This window comes from Bacteroides finegoldii DSM 17565 (genome assembly GCF_000156195.1).
Taxonomy (GTDB): domain Bacteria; phylum Bacteroidota; class Bacteroidia; order Bacteroidales; family Bacteroidaceae; genus Bacteroides; species Bacteroides finegoldii.
Genome location: NZ_GG688326.1, coordinates 74,520 through 94,915 on the forward strand (window position 1 = coordinate 74,520; position 20,396 = coordinate 94,915).

General features: G+C 42.2%; 14 protein-coding genes. 6 read left to right on the top strand and 8 right to left on the bottom strand.

The window, feature by feature from the left end; translation table 11 throughout:
• Window positions 1-4: 4 nt before the first annotated feature.
• From BACFIN_RS07215 to rpmH, 6 genes are all read right to left on the bottom strand, one after another.
• The gene (locus BACFIN_RS07215; RefSeq protein ID WP_007754972.1) at window positions 5-688 is read right to left on the bottom strand and encodes a NigD1/NigD2 family lipoprotein; all 684 of its coding nucleotides are present in this window, start codon (window positions 686-688) and stop codon (window positions 5-7) included.
• The gene (locus BACFIN_RS07210; protein ID WP_007754985.1) at window positions 685-1,833 is read right to left on the bottom strand and encodes a hypothetical protein; all 1,149 of its coding nucleotides are present in this window, start codon (window positions 1,831-1,833) and stop codon (window positions 685-687) included. The genes BACFIN_RS07215 and BACFIN_RS07210 overlap by 4 nt, the downstream gene beginning before the upstream one ends.
• A gap of 7 nt (window positions 1,834-1,840) precedes the next feature.
• Window positions 1,841-2,815: a D-alanine--D-alanine ligase gene (locus BACFIN_RS07205; RefSeq protein ID WP_007754988.1), complete on the bottom strand. Its 975-nt coding sequence runs from the start codon at window positions 2,813-2,815 to the stop codon at window positions 1,841-1,843.
• A complete protein-coding gene (locus BACFIN_RS07200) occupies window positions 2,812-3,885 on the bottom strand; it encodes an RluA family pseudouridine synthase (protein ID WP_007754990.1) in 1,074 nt (357 codons plus the stop codon). Before BACFIN_RS07200 ends, BACFIN_RS07205 begins: the two co-directional genes overlap by 4 nt.
• A 25-nt stretch (window positions 3,886-3,910) precedes the next feature.
• Window positions 3,911-4,558: a PASTA domain-containing protein gene (locus tag BACFIN_RS07195; protein ID WP_007763865.1), complete on the bottom strand. Its 648-nt coding sequence runs from the start codon at window positions 4,556-4,558 to the stop codon at window positions 3,911-3,913.
• 142 nt (window positions 4,559-4,700) lie between these two features.
• The gene (gene rpmH, locus BACFIN_RS07190) at window positions 4,701-4,862 is read right to left on the bottom strand and encodes a 50S ribosomal protein L34 (protein ID WP_005678985.1); all 162 of its coding nucleotides are present in this window, start codon (window positions 4,860-4,862) and stop codon (window positions 4,701-4,703) included.
• 191 nt (window positions 4,863-5,053) lie between these two features.
• Here rpmH and efp point away from each other — a divergent pair, with 191 nt between their 5' ends.
• Window positions 5,054-5,620 carry an elongation factor P gene (efp, locus tag BACFIN_RS07185; protein ID WP_007754996.1) on the top strand — a complete coding sequence of 189 codons (567 nt, stop codon included), beginning with the start codon at window positions 5,054-5,056 and terminating at the stop codon, window positions 5,618-5,620.
• A gap of 78 nt (window positions 5,621-5,698) precedes the next feature.
• On the opposite strand, the gene BACFIN_RS07180 is transcribed toward efp, so the two are convergent.
• Entirely contained in the window at window positions 5,699-7,099 is a 1,401-nt protein-coding gene (locus tag BACFIN_RS07180; RefSeq protein WP_007754999.1) for an alkaline phosphatase, read from the bottom strand.
• 87 nt (window positions 7,100-7,186) lie between these two features.
• Complete coding sequence (locus BACFIN_RS07175; RefSeq protein WP_032839731.1) at window positions 7,187-8,782, bottom strand: DUF6377 domain-containing protein; 1,596 nt, start codon at window positions 8,780-8,782, stop codon at window positions 7,187-7,189.
• 264 nt (window positions 8,783-9,046) lie between these two features.
• Here BACFIN_RS07175 and BACFIN_RS07170 point away from each other — a divergent pair, with 264 nt between their 5' ends.
• From BACFIN_RS07170 to BACFIN_RS07150, 5 genes are all read left to right on the top strand, one after another.
• Window positions 9,047-11,224 (top strand): glycoside hydrolase family 97 protein, encoded by a 2,178-nt coding sequence (locus BACFIN_RS07170; protein WP_007755004.1) that lies wholly within the window; start codon window positions 9,047-9,049, stop codon window positions 11,222-11,224.
• A gap of 86 nt (window positions 11,225-11,310) precedes the next feature.
• Window positions 11,311-14,385 carry a SusC/RagA family TonB-linked outer membrane protein gene (locus BACFIN_RS07165; RefSeq protein ID WP_007755006.1) on the top strand — a complete coding sequence of 1,025 codons (3,075 nt, stop codon included), beginning with the start codon at window positions 11,311-11,313 and terminating at the stop codon, window positions 14,383-14,385.
• A gap of 12 nt (window positions 14,386-14,397) precedes the next feature.
• On the top strand, window positions 14,398-16,041 hold the full coding sequence (locus BACFIN_RS07160) for a RagB/SusD family nutrient uptake outer membrane protein (protein ID WP_007755008.1): 1,644 nt from the start codon (window positions 14,398-14,400) through the stop codon (window positions 16,039-16,041).
• Between the two features lie 19 nt (window positions 16,042-16,060).
• Entirely contained in the window at window positions 16,061-17,917 is a 1,857-nt protein-coding gene (locus BACFIN_RS07155) for a SusE domain-containing protein (RefSeq protein WP_230325556.1), read from the top strand.
• A gap of 26 nt (window positions 17,918-17,943) precedes the next feature.
• Entirely contained in the window at window positions 17,944-20,373 is a 2,430-nt protein-coding gene (locus BACFIN_RS07150; protein ID WP_007755011.1) for an alpha-amylase family glycosyl hydrolase, read from the top strand.
• Window positions 20,374-20,396: the final 23 nt, after the last annotated feature.

A 20,396-nucleotide genomic window follows, 5' to 3' on the forward strand; every position in this document is an offset into this window, starting at 1 on the left:
TATATTATTCAGTCTTACCCGGAGTATACTCAAATTCGTAATCCTCTATCACATCGGCTTCCTTGCCGTATGTATAATACCTGAATTTAATCTTAATCCCATCGGCAGGATGTTCCGATTCCGCATATTGCTTTAAAGGGACAGAAATATAAGCACGCCGGTTATAGTATTCTTCATCACTATCCGCATCATGATATAACAACATATCCACAGATCTTGTTGTTTCCAGTTCTGACTTATCCTCAATTATGCCAAAAGTATGTCCTTTCCCGGTACTGACTTTCAAGTTAAGAATCATATTCAAATAATCCCGTCCAAGCCAAATACTGACAACCTCTACCGGGTCTTTGCCTTCCTTATCCTTAAAGGCCGGATCGTCCTTCGGTTTAGGAGTCGGTGTGAGGAGCGACTGCAAAGAATAAATTTTAGCCCCTTCCTCCATCGTTTCATAGTTACTCATTACACGTCTGGAGGTATTCGGAGAAATCGTAGACCCCGTAAGATCTTGCGAAACAGGTAATATGTCCCCCTTATCGGGAATAAGTGTCCGTATCCTGCCATCATCACCCGCTTCTATCGTAACAAATTCCATTTTTACCGATGGATAATAATAGTCATCATCACCACAGGCGGCCATCAGGAGGAGTAATCCCCACAACCAGATCATATATAACTTTCCTATTTTCATCGGCAGGCAGCTAAATAATTAACTAACGGATTGGAATACATCAACAACAACTTCTCACGCAAGAAGTCTTCATCTTTATTCGGAATGTTTATCTTAGCCAATTGTTGGTCAATATAGTTTATGAACCGCAGCTTCTCCTCTTCCGTATAGTTAGCAGCAAACGTTGTGGAACCATTCAACCAGTCGTAAGCGACATAATTTCCGGAATAAATCCGATAGTTACTATGAATACGCCGGTCAATACTAGCGGAAATACGGGCAAACAGTTCCGGTTTCGGCAAAGAACGGTCCATGCGCAACAACTCGTCGTTCAGACAAGGAGCAACTTGAAAATGCACTCTTCCCTTGTATCCGAAAAGACCGGTTTTCATATTGATTAAATCGTCCTGCGTTGTTTTTTTATACCCTTCCACATCTCTCTTCAATTGGAATTCCTGCGCTTTCAGAAAATCACAGGGATCATATTCGTAGGATATAGCAAGAGGGGCAATATTCATTTCCAGCAGACGGTCTACCACATCACCTTCACCACCCATCGCCAGCATTTTCAAGACGCTGTCCTGTGTGCGGTCGTTGGAATCTTTTGCACGTCCTTCACGTTGGGCAATCCATATTGATTGTTTCTTCTGCGAAATAGTATGATGCATATAGCGCGACATTCGCGCCGACGATTCCAACATCTGCCTCATAGTCAGTGCACGCTGAACGATAAATGATTTATTGACACGCACCAATTTCTTAATCCACGGGTAAATCAGCAGATTATCGCCGATGGCAATCTCTACGGTATCCATCCCTTCATCAATCAGCAAGATGGAAAGAAAACCCGAATCAAGGATAATATCCCTATGGTTCGACATATAAGTATAGGCTATATTATGATCCGGTATACGCGAATGGTCTAATGTCAAAGAATCTGTATGTTCCTGCGCAATCTTCCACAAAATGCCATAACAGAACGCTTCCTGAAATTCACGTTTTGTCTTACAAGCACGCATCTTCTGTGCCAGCAGTTCGAATGGAACGTTAGGTATAACTCCGGCAACAACCTTTTGAAAAGCCGGATCAGCAATCAATTCTTCAAAGATCTGAGGAAGTTCCTCATCATTGTAAGAACGAATCTCATTAAACTCTGTCAGGTCCATAACGTGATTAAAATTTATTTTCGATAATATCAGTCATCACATCCTTTATATCCAGTCCGGCTGCACGCACCTGCTGGGGAATAAAGCTTGTAGCAGTCATTCCCGGAGTCGTATTCACTTCGAGAAGATTCAGTTTCTCACCGGCAGTCACAATATAATCCACACGGATAATACCGGAACAGCCCAATATATCATAGATAGCCGAAGTCAGTTTCTGCACGCGTCCGGTCAGTTCCGGGGAGATACGCGCAGGAGTGATTTCATCTACCTGACCGTTATATTTAGCATCGTAATCGAAAAATTCATTGTGGGTAACTACTTCCGTAGGTGGGAAGACGACCGATTTTTCCTTCGTCTTGTAGCAACCGCAAGTCAGCTCCGTACCTTCCATAAATGCCTCAACGATCACTTCTTCCGCTTCTCCGAAAGCTTTGACAACGGCAGGCTGGATTTGTTCTTTTGTCTTCACTTTTGTAACGCCAAAGCTCGAACCTCCCAGACTGGGCTTGATAAAACAAGGCAGACCGATCTTCTCTATTACATCTTCGTCGGAAACCGACTGTCCTTGACGCAGCAGCAACGATTCGGCAATACGTACGCCAAAAGCCTTCAAATACTGATTGCAGGCAAATTTATCGTATGTAATAGCAGCCGCCAATACTCCACAACAGGAATACGGAATGCGCAGCATATCAAAATATCCCTGCAGACGACCATCCTCACCCGGTGTGCCATGAATCGTAATATAAGCAAAATCGAACACCACCTTTTCCGTTCCGTTCGTAAAACTAAAATCATTTCTGTCCACCGGAACCTTGTTGCCGTCCGGTAATTGTACTTCCCAGCGGCGGCCTTCCATCTCTACAATGTACAAATTATACTTCTCCTTATCTATAAAGGAATAAATACCCTGTGCGCTACGCAGGGAAACTACGATTTCAGAGGTATCACCTCCTGCTACGATAGCAATGTTGCGTTTCATTCTAATTCTCTATTACTTATATAGCCTCTCCACTTCTCGATAAGCCGGGTCATGTCATCCGGAAGTTCGGAAGTAAAATGCATCTCTTCACCAGTGACGGGATGCACAAACCCCAACGTCATAGCATGCAAAGCCTGTCGGGGACAAGTGTCAAAGCAATTATTTACAAATTGTTTGTATTTACTAAAATGAGTACCTTTCAATATCTCGTGCCCCCCATAGCGCTCGTCATTGAACAGCACATGTCCGATATGTTTCATGTGGACACGGATCTGATGAGTACGTCCCGTCTCCAGGATACATTCCACAAGCGTGACGTATCCCAAGCGTTCCAACACACGATAATGAGTCACAGCGTGTTTGCCAACTGTCGGGTCGGACATCACAGCCATCTGCATTCGGTCTTTCGGGTTACGGGCTATATTCCCGATGATTGTTCCCTCATCCTGCTCCACAATCCCCCATACCAGGGCGCGATATTTACGTTTGGTAGTTTTATTAAAGAATTGGTTTCCCAGATTTGTTTTGGCGTCCGGTGTCTTGGCAATCACCAACAACCCCGAAGTATCTTTGTCGATCCGATGAACAAGTCCCACGTGCGGATCATTCGCATCATAATCGGGATTATCTTTCATATGCCAGGCAAGCGCATTGACCAAAGTGCCATGATAATTTCCATGTCCCGGATGTACTACCAATCCGGCAGGCTTATTCACCACCATCAAATAGGGATCTTCATAAACGATAGTAAGGGGAATATCTTCCGGGATAATTTCATTTTCGTAACGCGGACGGTCCATCATCACCGTGATAACATCCAGCGGCTTTACTTTATAGCTACTTTTCACCGGCTTGCCGTTGGCCATAACGAATCCTCCTTCGGCAGCCTTCTGAATACGGTTGCGCGAAGCATTGACAATACGTTCGAACAGATATTTGTCGACTCTGACCATCGCCTGCCCCTTATCTACCACCACCCGGAAGTGTTCGTAAAGTTGGGACTCGTCACCGACCGGTTCTATATCATCCAAATCGTTCTCCAGTTCATCCGGAAGTTCTTCCTCTATCATGTGAGTCTGTTCTGTTAGTTATCCATTAAAACCAGCTATCTTCTTGTGTGGAAGATGATTCTGATGTCACAGGAGTTTCTGTATCCACAGCAACATCGGTGGAGTCTTTCTCCATGCTCCCTGCCCCATCACCAACCATCAGTGTCAAAGAAGCTCCCATAGGAATCTTTTCTCCGGCGGTCAGTTGTCTTCCCTGATACTTCACGCCATACACCCAGTCTTTTTCACCGTTCACTAACTGGACCTGATTCAGTTTGAAACCGGCACTTAACAGTTTGGCTTGCGCCTGACGAAGAGAGCTATTGTCCGCTACATCAGGAATCATACGCAAAGGAACATCCAGCGTGTTCACTGTCAGATAGACCGTACGACCTTCTTTTACTTTCTCACCGGCTCCCGGCTTGAGTTCAAGCACGATACCGGCAGCCTTATCCTTAACGTATCTCGTATCAGAAACCGAACATACCAATCCATGATTCCGGAACATCTTTGTCGCCTCCTCCACACTCATCCCCTTCACATCGGGAACAAGCACCGATTCACCATGATGCGTGTAGACATCAATCCATTTCAGCACGCCGAATACCATGACTGCCACTATCACAATCATAGCGGCAATATTCAACCAGAAAAATTTATTTGTTTTAAAAGAAAAGAATTCTCTAATAGTCATACGCATTGCTGTTTATATGCGCCAAAGATACGACAAAATAGTTGAATTTATAAAAAAGAGGTGATGAAAAGTTTGCTATAAACAAAAAGGCAGAGATTAAATTCCCCGCCTTTTTTGTTTCCCTGATGATAGATAAAAGTGATTACCACTTCTGTCCGTTGTACTCATCAGAAACAGTCAGTTTCTTTCTGCCTTTTGCACGGCGAGCAGCCAATACTCTACGACCATTAGCAGATGCCATTCTCTCACGGAAACCGTGTTTGTTCTTTCTCTTTCTGTTAGAGGGTTGAAATGTTCTTTTCATTTTTGTATCTTGTTTTATGTTATTATTCTACGTAATCGGGCTGCAAAAATAGGCACTTTTTTTAAATTAACCAAGAGATAACTCATTTTTGCTCAAAAGTTTTTGTGTTTTTTACTGATTTAGATTACTTTTGCACTCGATTTCCGACGAAAACAATTAAATAACAATAATATAATAAGAAGAATAGCAGTATGATTAATGCTCAAGACATCAAAAACGGAACCTGTATCCGTATGGACGGAAAGCTCTATTTCTGTATAGAATTCCTGCATGTAAAACCTGGTAAAGGTAACACTTTCATGCGTACTAAACTGAAAGATGTAGTTAGCGGCTACGTTCTCGAACGTCGTTTCAACATCGGTGAAAAATTGGAAGACGTACGTGTAGAACGTCGTCCTTATCAGTTCTTATATAAAGAAGGAGAAGATTATATCTTCATGAATCAGGAAACTTTTGACCAGCATCCTATCGCTCACGACTTGATTAACGGTGTTGACTTCCTGCTTGAAGGTGCAGTATTGGATGTTGTTTCCGACGCTTCTACCGAAACCGTATTGTATGCGGATATGCCGATCAAGGTGCAGATGAAGGTTACTTATACAGAGCCGGGCATCAAAGGTGACACTGCTACCAATACATTGAAACCTGCTACTGTAGAATCAGGAGCAACAGTACGTGTTCCTTTATTCATCAACGAAGGTGAAACGATCGAAATCGATACTCGCGATGGTTCATACGTAGGACGTGTAAAAGCATAAGTTACATAGAACACAATAAAGAAAGCCGAAGATCAATTGAACTTCCGGCTTTCTTTATTGTGTTTTGCACGGGCATTCTTATTTATATCCCGCCGCTTTGGCTATTCTCTTCGGTATTTCAGTATTATCTATCTTCTCACCGAACAAATGTGAACCGGCTCCAATAGCGAATACAGGCACAAAACCGGCAGAATGTCCGCCACTCACCCAGCCAACCATCGCGATCTCATCCATAACTTGTTTGGCACAAGCAGCCATAGGCTCGCTCTTCGAGTACATACTCTCGGCAAACACCACTTTATTCTTCACAAATGACTTTTCAAATTCGTCGTGCAACTTCTTTTCTTGTTGCCAAGAAATAGGTAATTGTTTCCAGAATCCCATTTCATTGCCAAGAAATTCTTTCATATCTTCCCAAGTCACTTTGTTACCTTTGGCTTTTCTCAATTCACTGATACGTTGAGAAAGTCCGTCAGCCGAATGTTTTTGAGATTGCAATGCTTTCAAGTTCAGTTCATATTTTCCGGTTCCCAATACGATACCACCTGTTTCGTGGTCGGCAGTAACGACTATCAGTGTTTCTTTCGGATGCTTCTTATAAAATTCATAAGCCACTTTGATAGCGTTATCCATATCTTTTACTTCATTAAATACGGTAGCTGCATCATTCGCGTGACAAGCCCAGTCAATCTTTCCACCTTCCACCATGAGGAAGAAGCCTTTATTCTTGCCTTTAGTCAAAAAGTCGATAGCGCTTTCCGTAATTTGCGCCAACGTCAGATCATTCTCTTTGCGGTCAATGGCATAAGGCAGACATGACGGATTAGCCCCCTCTTCCTGAATGAGAATCATTTTTTCAGCCTTAGCTGATTTTGCTTTATAGTCATTGTAACCACGTGCCACTGTATATCCAGCTTCTTCAAAGATAGGGAAAATGCTTGGAGCCTCTTTCTTGTCAAAAGAAGTTGTCGGTTTCAGGAATCCGCCACCTGCATAAAAGTCAAAATCAGCTTTCGGCAAGTCAAGAGCAATCTCATAATACATATTACGATCCGGTTGGTGCGCGTAAAATGCGGCAGGGGTAGCATGATCAACACTGACAGAAGTAGTGACACCGACTTTCTTACCGGCTTTCTTCGCCTTTTCAGCTACAGTTTGAATCGCATTCTTATCTTCCCCCACAGAAATAGCGTGATTATAGGTTTTCTTTCCTGTAGCCAACGCAGTACCTGCAGCGGCAGAATCGGTCACGGAATTAGTTGCAGAGAAAGTAGTCGCCATCGTGGCAACCGGAAATTGAGTAAACAACAAAGGCTCAACACCGATACGTCCGTTCTGAAGTTCCGCCTGATACATCTCCGTACCATTCACTTGGTTGACTCCCATCCCATCTCCAATGAAATAGAATACATACTTTGCCTGACCGTTGGCCACAACGGAAATAAGGACAAAGAACAATGTGTAGATTAACTTTTTCATTCTTTAGCAAAATTATTATTAGATTAGTTAGTACCACCTACAAAGGTATAAAAAAAGGCTACTTCTGATGTTACAAAACAAATAATATTATAAATTCATCACGTCCTGTTCAAACCGTTCCTTATCTCCAGCGGCCCTATTGCGCATCCGGCTACGGTAATTATAGATCGTTGCCAATGAGTAACCCAAGAAATGAGCAATCTTATTACTGTCTACCACCCCCAAACGGATAAGAGCAAAAATACGAAGTTCGGTAGTCAGCAGTTCATCAGATTTCGGATATATCCGTCCCTCCTCTACCAACAAATCGTTGAAAGCGGAAATGAAATTCGGAAAAAGTTTCAGGAAAGACTTATCGAACTCATTATAAAACTCGTTTCGTTCATCTTTAATAAACTGCTCGGACTTTATAGCCTTAAACAAATCCTCAATCCGGGAAGCCATAGCCAATTTAGCCAATGAGCGGCGGTACATCTCCAACTTATCCAGATAGTTCACACATCTGTCTAAATAACGGGCAATATATACTTCTTTTATCTTGCCCGTCTGCTCCAGTTCTTTGTTCACAGCCAACATCTGCCGATTAGCCAAACTCAAATCACGACGCATAGCAGACAGTTTCTTCATCCAGCGATACAAAAAGAAAATAGCTATCAAAAGAAATAAAGACAACATACTGACACTAATAAGCATCGCTCTGGAAACGGCTTGTTCTTTCTCTTCTTTCAACTTATAGGCCTTATCGATAATTGGGAAAAACTCCGTCACTTCAATAAACCTCAAACGGGCATTGCAGGCTACGGCATCTTCCATCGAACAACTCAAGTACTTATAGGCACGGTCAATATCTCCTAGTTCATACATCAGATGTGCCAACTTTTGCAAAGAGGCATACTCCCTGACCGAAGATTCCAAATCTGCAATAGCTGTCAATATGAGATAATAAACTTCTTTCTCAAAATCCTTCTTCATACCGTACGCTTCAGACAATGTATAGTAGATATACACTTTCTGCCGTTCGTCAACCGCCTCTTTCAAAGCCTCATCAAGTATCACCAGAGCTGTATCCGCCTTACCACTGACGATACATTTCTCGGCCAGAACAATCGTTCTGTTGATTTCCGGTGACATTACACTAATAATAGAATCCCGGTATAAATCTGTTTTTTCGAGATATTTCTTTTTCGCTTCCTTATTAGTAGTGTAATCAGCCAGCCAACCATAACAAGCACGATAAGTCTGATAATAAGCCAGCAAGGTTTCTTTGTCCAGCTTCGTCGGATTCATCCTCTCCAATTCCTCAATAGCTTCAATATACATTCCCATTACCCCTAACACCGTTGCACGATCAATAATAATCTTATTGTCCAATTCAGGGCGATTCAGTTGCGGAAGCAACTCCTGCTTCTTATTTATATAATGAAGGGCAGAATCAGCCTGATAATGAAGATAAGCATCAAATAAGGAACCGTATAGACGATATTTGTCGGCAGGGGCATTTGAATGCGCCAATTGCAATTTCAAGCCTTCAATTTCCTTTTCTTTCTGAATCTGATAAGTCTCCTTTTTATTTATGATGTCGTCCAACTTTTTAAGAGCTGCCACATCATCTGTCTGTTTTGCAAACATTGAAACAGAACCAACCAAAAGAAAAGACAATACACAATAGGCTATATTTCTCATAGGTTACTTTTTAAAGATGTCACAAATATAATGAATATAGTAATCACAATGAAATAGATAAGCCAAACTATTTAATTTCCACTTATATTTTCGCCGATTCCAAACAATAATATACAACTGATAATCAATTAAATAAAATCATAAAGCGGTTATATTTTTATTCTAGACACCTTTTCTGATTCAATAGGTCGCTACATTTGCAACATCCGAAATAAAAAGGAGTAGAAACATTAGTTAGCTTACAATTTAATACCAATAAATAAAATGAAAAAGAATCTTTTACTCATTGCATTCCTCTGTATTTCATTTATAGCGAATGCGCAGCAGAAACTGACTTCACCGGATGGAAATCTGGTAATGACCTTTCAGGTAAACAAGGAAGGTGCTCCAACGTATGATTTGATTTATAAAGGCAAAACGGTAATCAAACCCAGTACTTTAGGTTTAGAATTAAAGAAAGAAGACAATACCCGGACAGACTTCGACTGGGTAGACCGTAGAGATCTCACCAAACTTGACTCAAAAACAAATCTTTATAACGGTTTTGAATTAAAGGATGCAAAGACCGATACATTCGATGAAACATGGCAACCGGTATGGGGAGAAGAAAAAGAAATCCGTAATCATTATAATGAATTGGCAGTGACACTATACCAGCCAATGAATGAGCGCTCCGTCCTGATCCGTTTTCGCTTATTCAATGACGGTCTGGGATTCCGTTACGAGTTCCCTCAACAAAAATCATTGAATTATTTCGTTATTAAAGAAGAACATTCCCAGTTTGCCATGTCAGGCGACCATACCGCTTTTTGGATACCGGGCGATTATGATACGCAGGAATATGATTATACTATCTCCCGCTTATCGGAAATCAGAGGGTTGATGAAACAGGCAATCACTCCCAATTCGTCTCAAACTCCTTTCTCACCGACAGGTGTGCAGACTGCTCTTATGATGAAAACGGATGATGGTCTTTACATCAACCTTCACGAGGCAGCCCTCATCGATTATTCTTGTATGCACCTCAACCTGGACGATAAAAACATGATATTCGAATCTTGGCTGACTCCGGATGCAAAAGGGGACAAAGGATATATGCAGACACCTTGCCATACGCCATGGCGTACTGTCATTGTCAGTGATGATGCACGCAACATCCTTGCATCCCGTATTACTCTCAACCTGAACGAACCATGCAAGTTACCGGACGCAACCTCTTGGGTAAAACCTGTGAAATATATCGGTGTGTGGTGGGATATGATAACCGGAAAGGGCTCATGGGCCTACACCGATGAGCTGACTAGTGTAAAACTGGGTGAAACAGATTATTCAAAAACCAAACCTAACGGCAAACATTCCGCTAACACCGCTAACGTAAAACGTTATATCGATTTCGCTGCCGCCAACGGTTTTGATGCAGTACTGGTAGAAGGATGGAACGAAGGTTGGGAAGACTGGTTCGGTAACAGCAAAGATTATGTATTCGATTTCGTCACTCCTTATCCCGATTTCGACGTAAAAGAGATTCATCGTTATGCCGCAAGCAAAGGTGTCAAAATGATGATGCACCACGAAACTTCCGCATCAGTCCGTAACTACGAACGCCATATGGATAAAGCTTATCAATTTATGGTGGATAACGGCTATAACTCTGTAAAGAGCGGTTATGTCGGCAATATTATTCCCCGTGGCGAGCACCATTACGGACAATGGATGAATAATCATTATCTGTATGCGGTGAAGAAAGCAGCAGACTACAAGATTATGGTGAATGCTCACGAAGCAGTACGCCCGACAGGTATCTGTCGCACTTATCCGAACTTGATAGGTAATGAATCCGCTCGTGGAACAGAATATGAATCATTCGGAGGCAACAAAGTATACCATACTACAATTCTTCCATTCACCCGTCTGGTTGGAGGACCGATGGATTATACTCCGGGGATCTTCGAAACACATTGCAACAAAATGAATCCGGCTAATAACTCTCAGGTTCGCTCTACTATCGCCCGCCAACTGGCATTGTATGTAACTATGTACAGTCCATTGCAGATGGCCGCTGATATTCCTGAAAATTATGAGCGTTTCATGGATGCCTTCCAATTTATCAAGGATGTAGCTATTGATTGGGATGAAAGTAAGTATCTGGAAGCGGAGCCAGGAGAATATATCACGATAGCCCGTCGTGCCAAAGGAACGAATGACTGGTATATAGGTTGCACTGCCGGAGAAAAGGGACATGAGTCTAAATTAAGCTTTGACTTCCTCGAACCTGGGAAAAAATATGAAGCTACCATTTATGCTGACGCCAAAGATGCAAGTTGGGACAAAAATCCGCAAGCATACGTTATCACAAAAAAGAAAATAAACAATAAAAGCAAACTTACACTGAAAGCTGCAATAGGCGGGGGATACGCCATCTCAGTCAAAGAGATAAAATAAGACCTTAAACAAGTTTAATTAAGATTCCATAGTTTTCAATAGGTATTCATATAGAAGTACTATTTTTGACAAACTTATTTAATAACATGAAAACAAAAAAAATGAATGAACCGGGTAAAATAATGCTGCTATTTTTAGTAGCCATTATGTTTACGGTACAGGCAGTTGCACAAAACCTGTCAGTAAGTGGACTCGTCCAGGACGGTACCACCGGAGAGGGAGTTATCGGAGCAAATGTAGTAGTTAAAGGTACTACCAATGGCACCATTACCGATCTGGATGGGAAGTTTAAATTACAGGCCAAGCAAGGAGACATCATTGTCATTTCCTTCATCGGATATAAGACACAGGAATTACCGGCCGCAGCACAAATGAAAGTTGTTCTGAAAGATGATTCAAAACAGTTGGACGACGTAGTGGTCATCGGATATGGCTCCGTTAAGAAAGAAGACTTGAGCGGATCAGTCGTTGCCATTAAAGCTGAAGAGATGAACAAAGGTGCAGTCACTTCACCCGAAGAACTGATCATGGGAAAAGTTCCGGGATTGGCAGTCGCTCAAGGTGACGGTGGTCCGGGTTCAGGTTCTACGCTACGCATCCGTAGCGGTTCTTCTCTGAATGCCAGCAATGACCCGCTAATCGTCATAGACGGAATCCCCGTAGCCAACAATTCAGCTCCGGGTACACCGAATGCTTTATCGACCATTAATCCGAATGATATAGAAACTTTTACCGTATTAAAAGACGCATCAGCAACGGCCATCTACGGTTCACGTGCATCAAACGGCGTTATCATCATCACTACCAAGAAAGGGACACAAGGAAAAATCAAGGTAACTTATAACAGCAGTTATACTTTCAAAGATCCTTATAAGCGTTTTGAAACGATGAATGCAGATGAGTTCCGTCAGGCAGTGACGAACCAATATGCCGAAGGCACCGCTTTAGGCGATGCAGCACGCAATCTGATTAATCTCTACCCTCAACAGTCTACCGATTGGCAGGATGCTATCTATCAAAGTGGTCTGAGCACCGACCAAAATATATCCGTAGCAGGAAAAGCAGGGTTCATGCCTTTCCGCGTGTCTTTAGGTTACAACAATGAACGAGGTACAATCAAGACATCCAAGTATGAAAGATATACCGCATCTGTCAATCTAAGTCCGAAGTTCTTTGATGATCATTTGAGGGTGGATATCAATGTAAAAGGAACGATTAACAAAAATCGTTTTGCTGATTCGGGAGCAGTAGGAGCAGCTGCTTTCTTTGACCCTACCAAACCAATCTATGGTATTGACACAGAAGACCCTACATACGGTAGTAATTTATATAACTATAACGGTTATTGGAACTGGAGCACCGGCAAGAATACTCCCAACACGCTTTCTTCCGCCAATCCGTTATCTTTACTCTACGATGTGGACAATGCGGGAACTACTAAACGAAGTCTCGGCAATATCCAGTTAGATTATAAAATACACGGATTAGAAGATTTGCATGCCAACTTGAACGTAGGTTATGACGTAGCAAAAAGCACAGGTGGAAACTATACCGTTCCCGGTTCTTTCCAAACAGCCAAAGACAGTGATTTCAAGAATATCGGACGCGGTAATGATTGGAACAATCTGCGCCGCAACCATCTGCTGGACTTTTATTTGAACTACGCCAAAAACATAGAATCCATTCAAAGCAATATCAATGTAATGGCCGGATATTCCTGGCAACATTTCTATTACAGAGACCTGAGTATTTACAAATCAAATGTTACCGAAAACCTGGGAACTAAAGAAGGATGGACTTATAACGACGATGAAGGACGTTACATACAAAACAATAACACTCCCTCACCTTGGGAAAATTATCTGGTTTCTTTCTTCGGACGACTGAATTACAACTTCAAAGAACGTTATTTGCTCACTGCAACGTTACGTCAGGACGGCTCCTCACGTTTCAGCAAGAGCAACCGTTGGGGACTCTTCCCCTCCGCAGCGTTGGCATGGAGCATTATCAACGAACCGTTTATGGAAAAGGCACGCGATATTATGTCCAACTTGAAACTGCGTGTAGGATATGGTGTCACCGGTCAGCAGGAGATTACCGATTATCTCTATATCACTAACTACTCGCTGGGTAACAATACGACTTCACAATATATGGGTTCATATCTGCTGAAACCGGATGGGTACAGCCCCGATTTGAAATGGGAACAGACTGCGACATACAATGTCGGCATCGACTACGGATTTCTGAACAATCGTATCAACGGTAGTATCGAATATTATCAGAAGCGTACGAAAGATTTATTGAACACAGTCAGCGTAGCGGCAGGAAGCAACTTTACCAATATGATAACAGCCAACGTGGGATCTATGAAAAACGAAGGTTTGGAATTCAATATCAATGCCGTAGCTATACAGACTAAAGATTTCTCTTGGGAATTAGGCTATAACGTGACTTGGAACACCAGCAAAATTACTAAATTGACCGCTACCTACAATCCGGATTATGAAGGAATCAATGCCGGTTCTGCTTCATACGGTAGTGGCACAGTACTACAAAAGCACCAGGTAGGTTATGCCCCCTCCACTTACTGGCTCTTCCAACAGGTATACGACGAGAATGGAAAACCGGTACAAAACGCAGTGGTAGACCGCAATAACGACGGGCAGATTACGAATGACGACCGGTATATGACTAAAAAGAGTCCGATGGCGGACGTATACATGGGACTGAGTTCGCAGTTTACATATAAAAATTGGGATCTGGGCTTCAATCTCCGTGCCAGTATCGGGAACTATGTCTACAACGCCAGTGCAGCGGACAACGGTTCACTGAATGCTTTCTCCAATCAAGGATTTATCACCAATTATTATAAATCGGCAGTAGAAAGCACCGGATTCACTCTCACCAGTTCTACCGAGCAAAAAGCAAGCGATCTCTTTTTGGAAAATGCTTCTTTCCTGAAGATGGATAACATTACTTTGGGATACACCTTCAAGAATTTGTTCACCAGCAAGTTATCCGGCCGTATCAGCGCATCGGTGCAGAATGTGTTTACTATCACCAAGTATTCCGGACTCGATCCTGAGTGCAACGCCATTGATCAAAGTCTATGGCCGCGTCCACGCACGTTCTCTCTCGGAATTAATCTTAACTTTTAATCTGTCAGCATTATGAAATTCTATTCTATAAAATCGATCATATTGGTTTCCGCCCTCATTTTATTCGGCGGATGTATAGGTGATTTAGACGTGATGCCTCTCGATCCGAATGTCATGACGGCCGAAGACGCCTATTCTACTCCCGAAAGTTACACACAGGGATTGAAAAAGATCTATTCGGTATGGGCCCTCTCCGGACAAAAAGACGCAGGTTCTTCGGATTTGAGTGATTTGAATGCCGGTAACACAGTACTCCTGCGTTGTTGGTGGACACTGCAAGAAAGTACTACAGACGAAGTAAAATGCGCCTGGTCGGATAGCTGGGTACCGCAAGTTAACGGATTATCCTGGAATACAGCTAAGGTGGAATCAATGGAAGGGCTTTACCACCGTTCTATGTACATCGTAAGTATTGCAAATGATTTTCTGAAACAACTGAACAATGCCCCCGACGAAGTAGACCGGGAACGTTATCGTGCCGAAGCACGTTTCTGCCGTGCTTTAGCCTACTACGTGCTGATGGATGCTTTTGCCAATCCACCTTTTGTCACAGAAGAAACAACCTCGACGCTACCGGAGCAAATCAATCGCAAAGACCTATTCAACTGGCTAGAAAAGGAACTTACTGCTATTCGTAGTCTCCTTCCCGAACAGACAGACGAATACGGACGTGCCGATCAACATACCGTTGAGTTCCTATTGGCACGTATGTATCTCAATGCCGAAGTTTATACAGGAACACCCCGTTATACTGACTGTATCACTTATTGCAAATATATTCTAGGCAGTAATGACTATTCATTGGCAGACAATTATGCCGAACTTTTTATGGCGGACAACGGAGAAAATACCAATGCCAGAAAAGAAATCATTTTCCCGGTATTGGCTGACGGCAACACTACTCAGTCCTATGGAATAGGAGCTATCATTGTCGGCTCGCGTTCAAGTAGCGAAGGCACTGTTGTCAACTACGGATGCAACGGTGGATGGGATGGCTTCCGCTCTACAGGAAATCTGATACGTGCGTTCGAATATGAAGCGGAAGAATCAGCCTGGACCGCCGACAATTTAAATTCACACGACAACCGCGCCATCTTCTATAGCACAGGACGTTCATTGGATATCAAAACCTCATCTATCGGTACATTTACCACAGAAGGTTGGTCGGTATTTAAATTCACGAACCTGAACAGTGACGGTACTCCGGGAAAGAATTCCGTATTCCCTGACACAGACTTTCCACTATTCCGTCTGGCTGATGTATATCTGATGTATGCGGAATCCGTAGCCCGTGGTGGAGAAGGAGGAAGCGAATCCCAAGCTGTGACATACATACAGGACTTGCGCAAACGTGCCAAAACCGGTTATAGCCAAGTGGATGCAGCTTGGTTGAAGGCTTCCGCATCCATCAATGGAAGCACTGCCAACGTAAACTTTGGAAATATCTTAAACGAACGTTGTCGTGAACTTTATTGGGAAGCCACCCGCCGTACCGATTTAATCCGTTACGGACTGTTTACCTCGAATACTTATACGTGGGCAGAAAAAGGAGGAGTCATCACCGGAGTAGGTGTAGACAAGCGCTACAATCTTTTCCCCATACCTGTAAGCGATATCAGCGTTAATGGTAATTTACAACAAAACGAAGGTTATTAATCTAAAAATCAGAATGTACATGAAAACAATATACGGATATATAGGTATACTGATCGCAGTTTGTTTATTACAAGCCTGTGAAAGTGACTTAGACAAAGCCTATTATAGCGACGGACAGGCTCAGCCTGCTGTATTGGAGGCTTTACCGGAAACGTATACCATCAACCCGCTGCAACAAAATGAAGTTGCACTGACGTTCAAGTGGAGTGCACCCCAAATGGGATATAATGCATCGATCACGAACAATCTGGAGATGGATATAAAAGGCGAAAACAACTTCGGAGATAAAAAAGTAATCTTATCTTCGTTGGTAGGGAATAACTCGACTGTTTCATTTACGAATAAAGAGTTGAATGACTATGTACTGTCTCTGTTCAAGAATTATGCTGATGAAGCAGGAATATACACCATAGAAACCGTTCATCTGGAATTTCGTGTAACCTCTGTCATTTCAGAGGCGAAAACTCCTCTTGTTTCAAATATCGTTTCTTCCACTGTCACTCCATACGACAATGAAAATACAGGCTACAAAGCAGCGGTCATCACATCAACAGACATTAGCGAACTAGTTTTAGCGGCCGGTAAGAAAGAAGAAACGGCATTACCCTTAACGTGGCAACAGGCTTATTTGGGTGATAATGCAAGTATCAGCTATGCAATAGAAATAAATCTGCCCAAAACAAACACGGAATATAATTGGAGCAAGAAAGTGACTGTCAAGACTACTCAAGAAACCTCATACAATCTGACTCACCAAGATCTGAATGATGCACTTGTCAGTCTATTGGCAAAATATAGTAAGGAAGTAGGAAAAACTGAAATCAACCTCTCTGTTTCAGCTACTAAGAGCGGATATATCAAAGCGCTGGCTTCCGAACCTCTGACTATCAGCATCACTCCGTATGTAGCAACTCCGACATTCACTACTGTTCCGGAAAATATGGATTTAACTTCCGGCACTTCTTATTCTCTAGCATGGGAAGCTGTAGAAGGAGCTAAATACCAAGTGGAAATGGATATAAAAGACGCAGAATTCTCACAAAGAGCAATATTGGAAAGCGGTTTGACCAGTACAAACCTAGATATAAACAATGCAGTCCTAAGCAAGGCCATCAAATACCTGAAAATGGCACATAATGCAGTAACGCTTAGTGCAGAACAGAAGGTAGAGTTTCGGGTAAGAGCTTATTTCGGTAATACTGAGACGGGAGTATTATCAGAAGCAAAAACTGTAACGGTGACTTATGATAATAGCGAGAATACACCGGAAGTATTCTATCTAGTAGGAGAATACTGTGCTTGGAAACACGATCAAACTCAAAAGCTATATAAAACAGAAAGTGGTTCGTACAAAGGACACATTATTGCAAAAAATCTTTATGAAGGGTGGAAAATCACAGACCAACCCAATTGGAATGGTAGAAATTGGGGAGCTCCAATCAATAGTGGAATCTTGACTCTAGGTAACGACAGCAAAAATATCACTTCTTACGGCGGTAACAACAATACCAACTACACCGTAGAATTTAATCCAAACAACGGTCGCCTCACCATGAGCAATGAAGAAAAGTCATGGATGTTATTAGGTGAACATAACAATTATTCTTTCAGTGATGCATCCAAAATGGAAATCATTTATGATGAAAGTAATAAAAAGTGGTATTTACAAAAGAAAGGAGTAAAAATGCAAGCCGGAAATACGTGGCAAATACGTTCACAGATATTGAACATGGAAGTGACTCCACAAAATGCCGAAGGACATTTCGAAACGGATGTTACCGACGAAAGCCAATTTACCGTAAGCCAAACCGGCAATTACGAGATACGTTGGTATTTCAACGAACCGACTCCTTACGTAATAGTCATTAAAGAATAACCCATCCATCAAAAAAGAAAAGCTTTATGAAGAAATATTTGATATATATATTATTACTGCTATTCACTGCGCCCTATATAAGCTCATGCAGTGACGAGTGGACAGACTCCGACAAACTGAGCCTCCTGACAAAAGCAGAAGAGGAAGAACCTATTGTAGAGGATGACATTGACATAAGCCTGCTGAAATTCGGTTTCAACCTGAATCCCAAAGCCGAAACAAACGAGTTACCCAATGCGGACGAAGCTTTGGATATCTATTTTTATGCAGAAGGTAAAGAGTTGGCAGAAGGAGAAAAAGAATGCCCGTTATTAGGTTATCAAGAAGCGTGCTATCTCCATGCCGGTGTATATTCGGAAGGTACTTGGATGTATGTACCGGCTGCCTGGACAGAAGATACCGAAAAATGTAAAATGGTTCGTGTAAAGGAGAATGTATGGAAAATCACCCTCTCACCTACTATACGCGATTGGTTCGGAAGCGGTTCAACTCCAATTGAACAGTTAGGACTGATTATCCGTACTACTGATGGCAAAAAAGGAATAGAAGAAGATACCTTTGTCGATATTGAGGATGATAAGTACAACAGCTTTACTCCGGGTGAGATAAAGCTGGAGTCAATGCCTTCCGGACTGCAACATGGTATCAATATTATCGACAATCATACAGTAGCTTTGGTACTGTATGAGAAAGACAAAGACGGTAACCGTTATTACGATTATGCTTATGTCATGGGAGACTTCAATAATTGGAAACGCAGCAATGATGAAAACTCTCAAATGTATTATGACGAATCAGCGGGATGTTGGTGGATTACTTTAAGCGGTCTTGAGCCAACCAAAGAATACGCATTCCAATATTATCTGGGAAAGAAGAGTTCTGTAGAAGGAGAAAAAGATACAGAACTACGTATAGCCGATCCATACACGGAGAAGATTCTCGATGCAAGCAGCGATTCCTATATTCCGGAATCCACTTATCCATCGTCCCAACGTATCTATCCAACGAAAGGGGCCGGAGTTGTTTCAACATTCAAGATACAGAAAGATTCCTATTCATGGGCACACGACAATTTCAAAATAGCAGATAAGAACAATCTGATGATTTATGAGTTACTCTTGCGTGACTTCACCGAAACCGGAGATCTACAGGGAGCGATACAGAAACTCGATTATTTGGAAAGGTTAGGTATTACCGCCATCGAACTAATGCCCGTACAGGAGTTTGAAGGCAATGACAGTTGGGGGTACAATCCAACCTTCTATTTTGCACTTGATAAAGCCTACGGTACTTCTGAGATGTACAAGAGATTTATTGACGAATGCCACAAAAGAGGTATCGCAGTACTTTTTGATGTTGTTTACAACCATGCTACAGGTAGCAACACTTTTGCCCGTCTGTATTGGGATTCGAAAAATAACCGAACTGCTGAGAATAACCCATGGTTCAATGTTGAAGCCCGTCATGCTTTCAATGTATTCCACGACTTCAACCACGAAAGTCCATTGGTACGAGACTTTGTAAAACGTAATCTAAAATATCTGATTAACGAATATCATATCGATGGTTTCCGTTTCGACTTGACTAAAGGGTTTACACAAAACGGAAATAAAGATACGGACGTTTCAGGTTACGATGAGTCACGTATCAGCATTCTACGGGATTATTACAACGCTATCCAATCCGTATCTCCAGAAGCAGTAATGATTTGCGAGCACTGGACTGATTGGGCAGAAGAAAACGTATTAGCTTTGGCAGGCATACAGTGTTGGCGTAAAGGAAGTAACACACATGATGAAGGCTACTATCAATCAGGGATGGGGTATTCAGAGCGCAGTTCCTTTAGCAATTTGATACAAAGTGGCGGAAACAGTATCCATTTTGGCGGATGGGTAGGTTTCATGGAAAGTCATGATGAAGAACGCGTAGCCTATAAAGCCCAAGTGTATGGAAACGAGAAAATAAAAACGGATCTTACTACCCGCATGAACCAGCTTGCCGCCAACGCTGCCTTCTGTTTCACAGTTCCGGGTCCTAAAATGATTTGGCAATTCGGTGAATTAGGTTATGACGAAACACTTGGTGAAGAAGATGAAAAAACAGCAAAGAAGCCGTTACATTGGGAATATTATGATGAACCTGCACGCAAAAGTTTGTATGATGTATATGCTAAACTACTAGATTTACGCAAAACGCACGCGAATTTGTTCGGGCAAAATGCAACATTCTCATGGAAAGTAGAAACTGCTGATTGGACAGGGAACACACCCCGCACCATCAGTTTGAAATACAATGATAAGGAACTCGTAGTCGTAGGAAATTTTGGAGGTGATACCACCAACTATTCTCTAGATTCTAACATCAAGTACAATTACATGACCGGTGACGAAGTATCAGGTAATATAACTGTCGAACCACACAATTTCTTCTTAGGAACAAGTTTCAGACCTGAATAAACAGCTTAAGTAGAATAGATTAA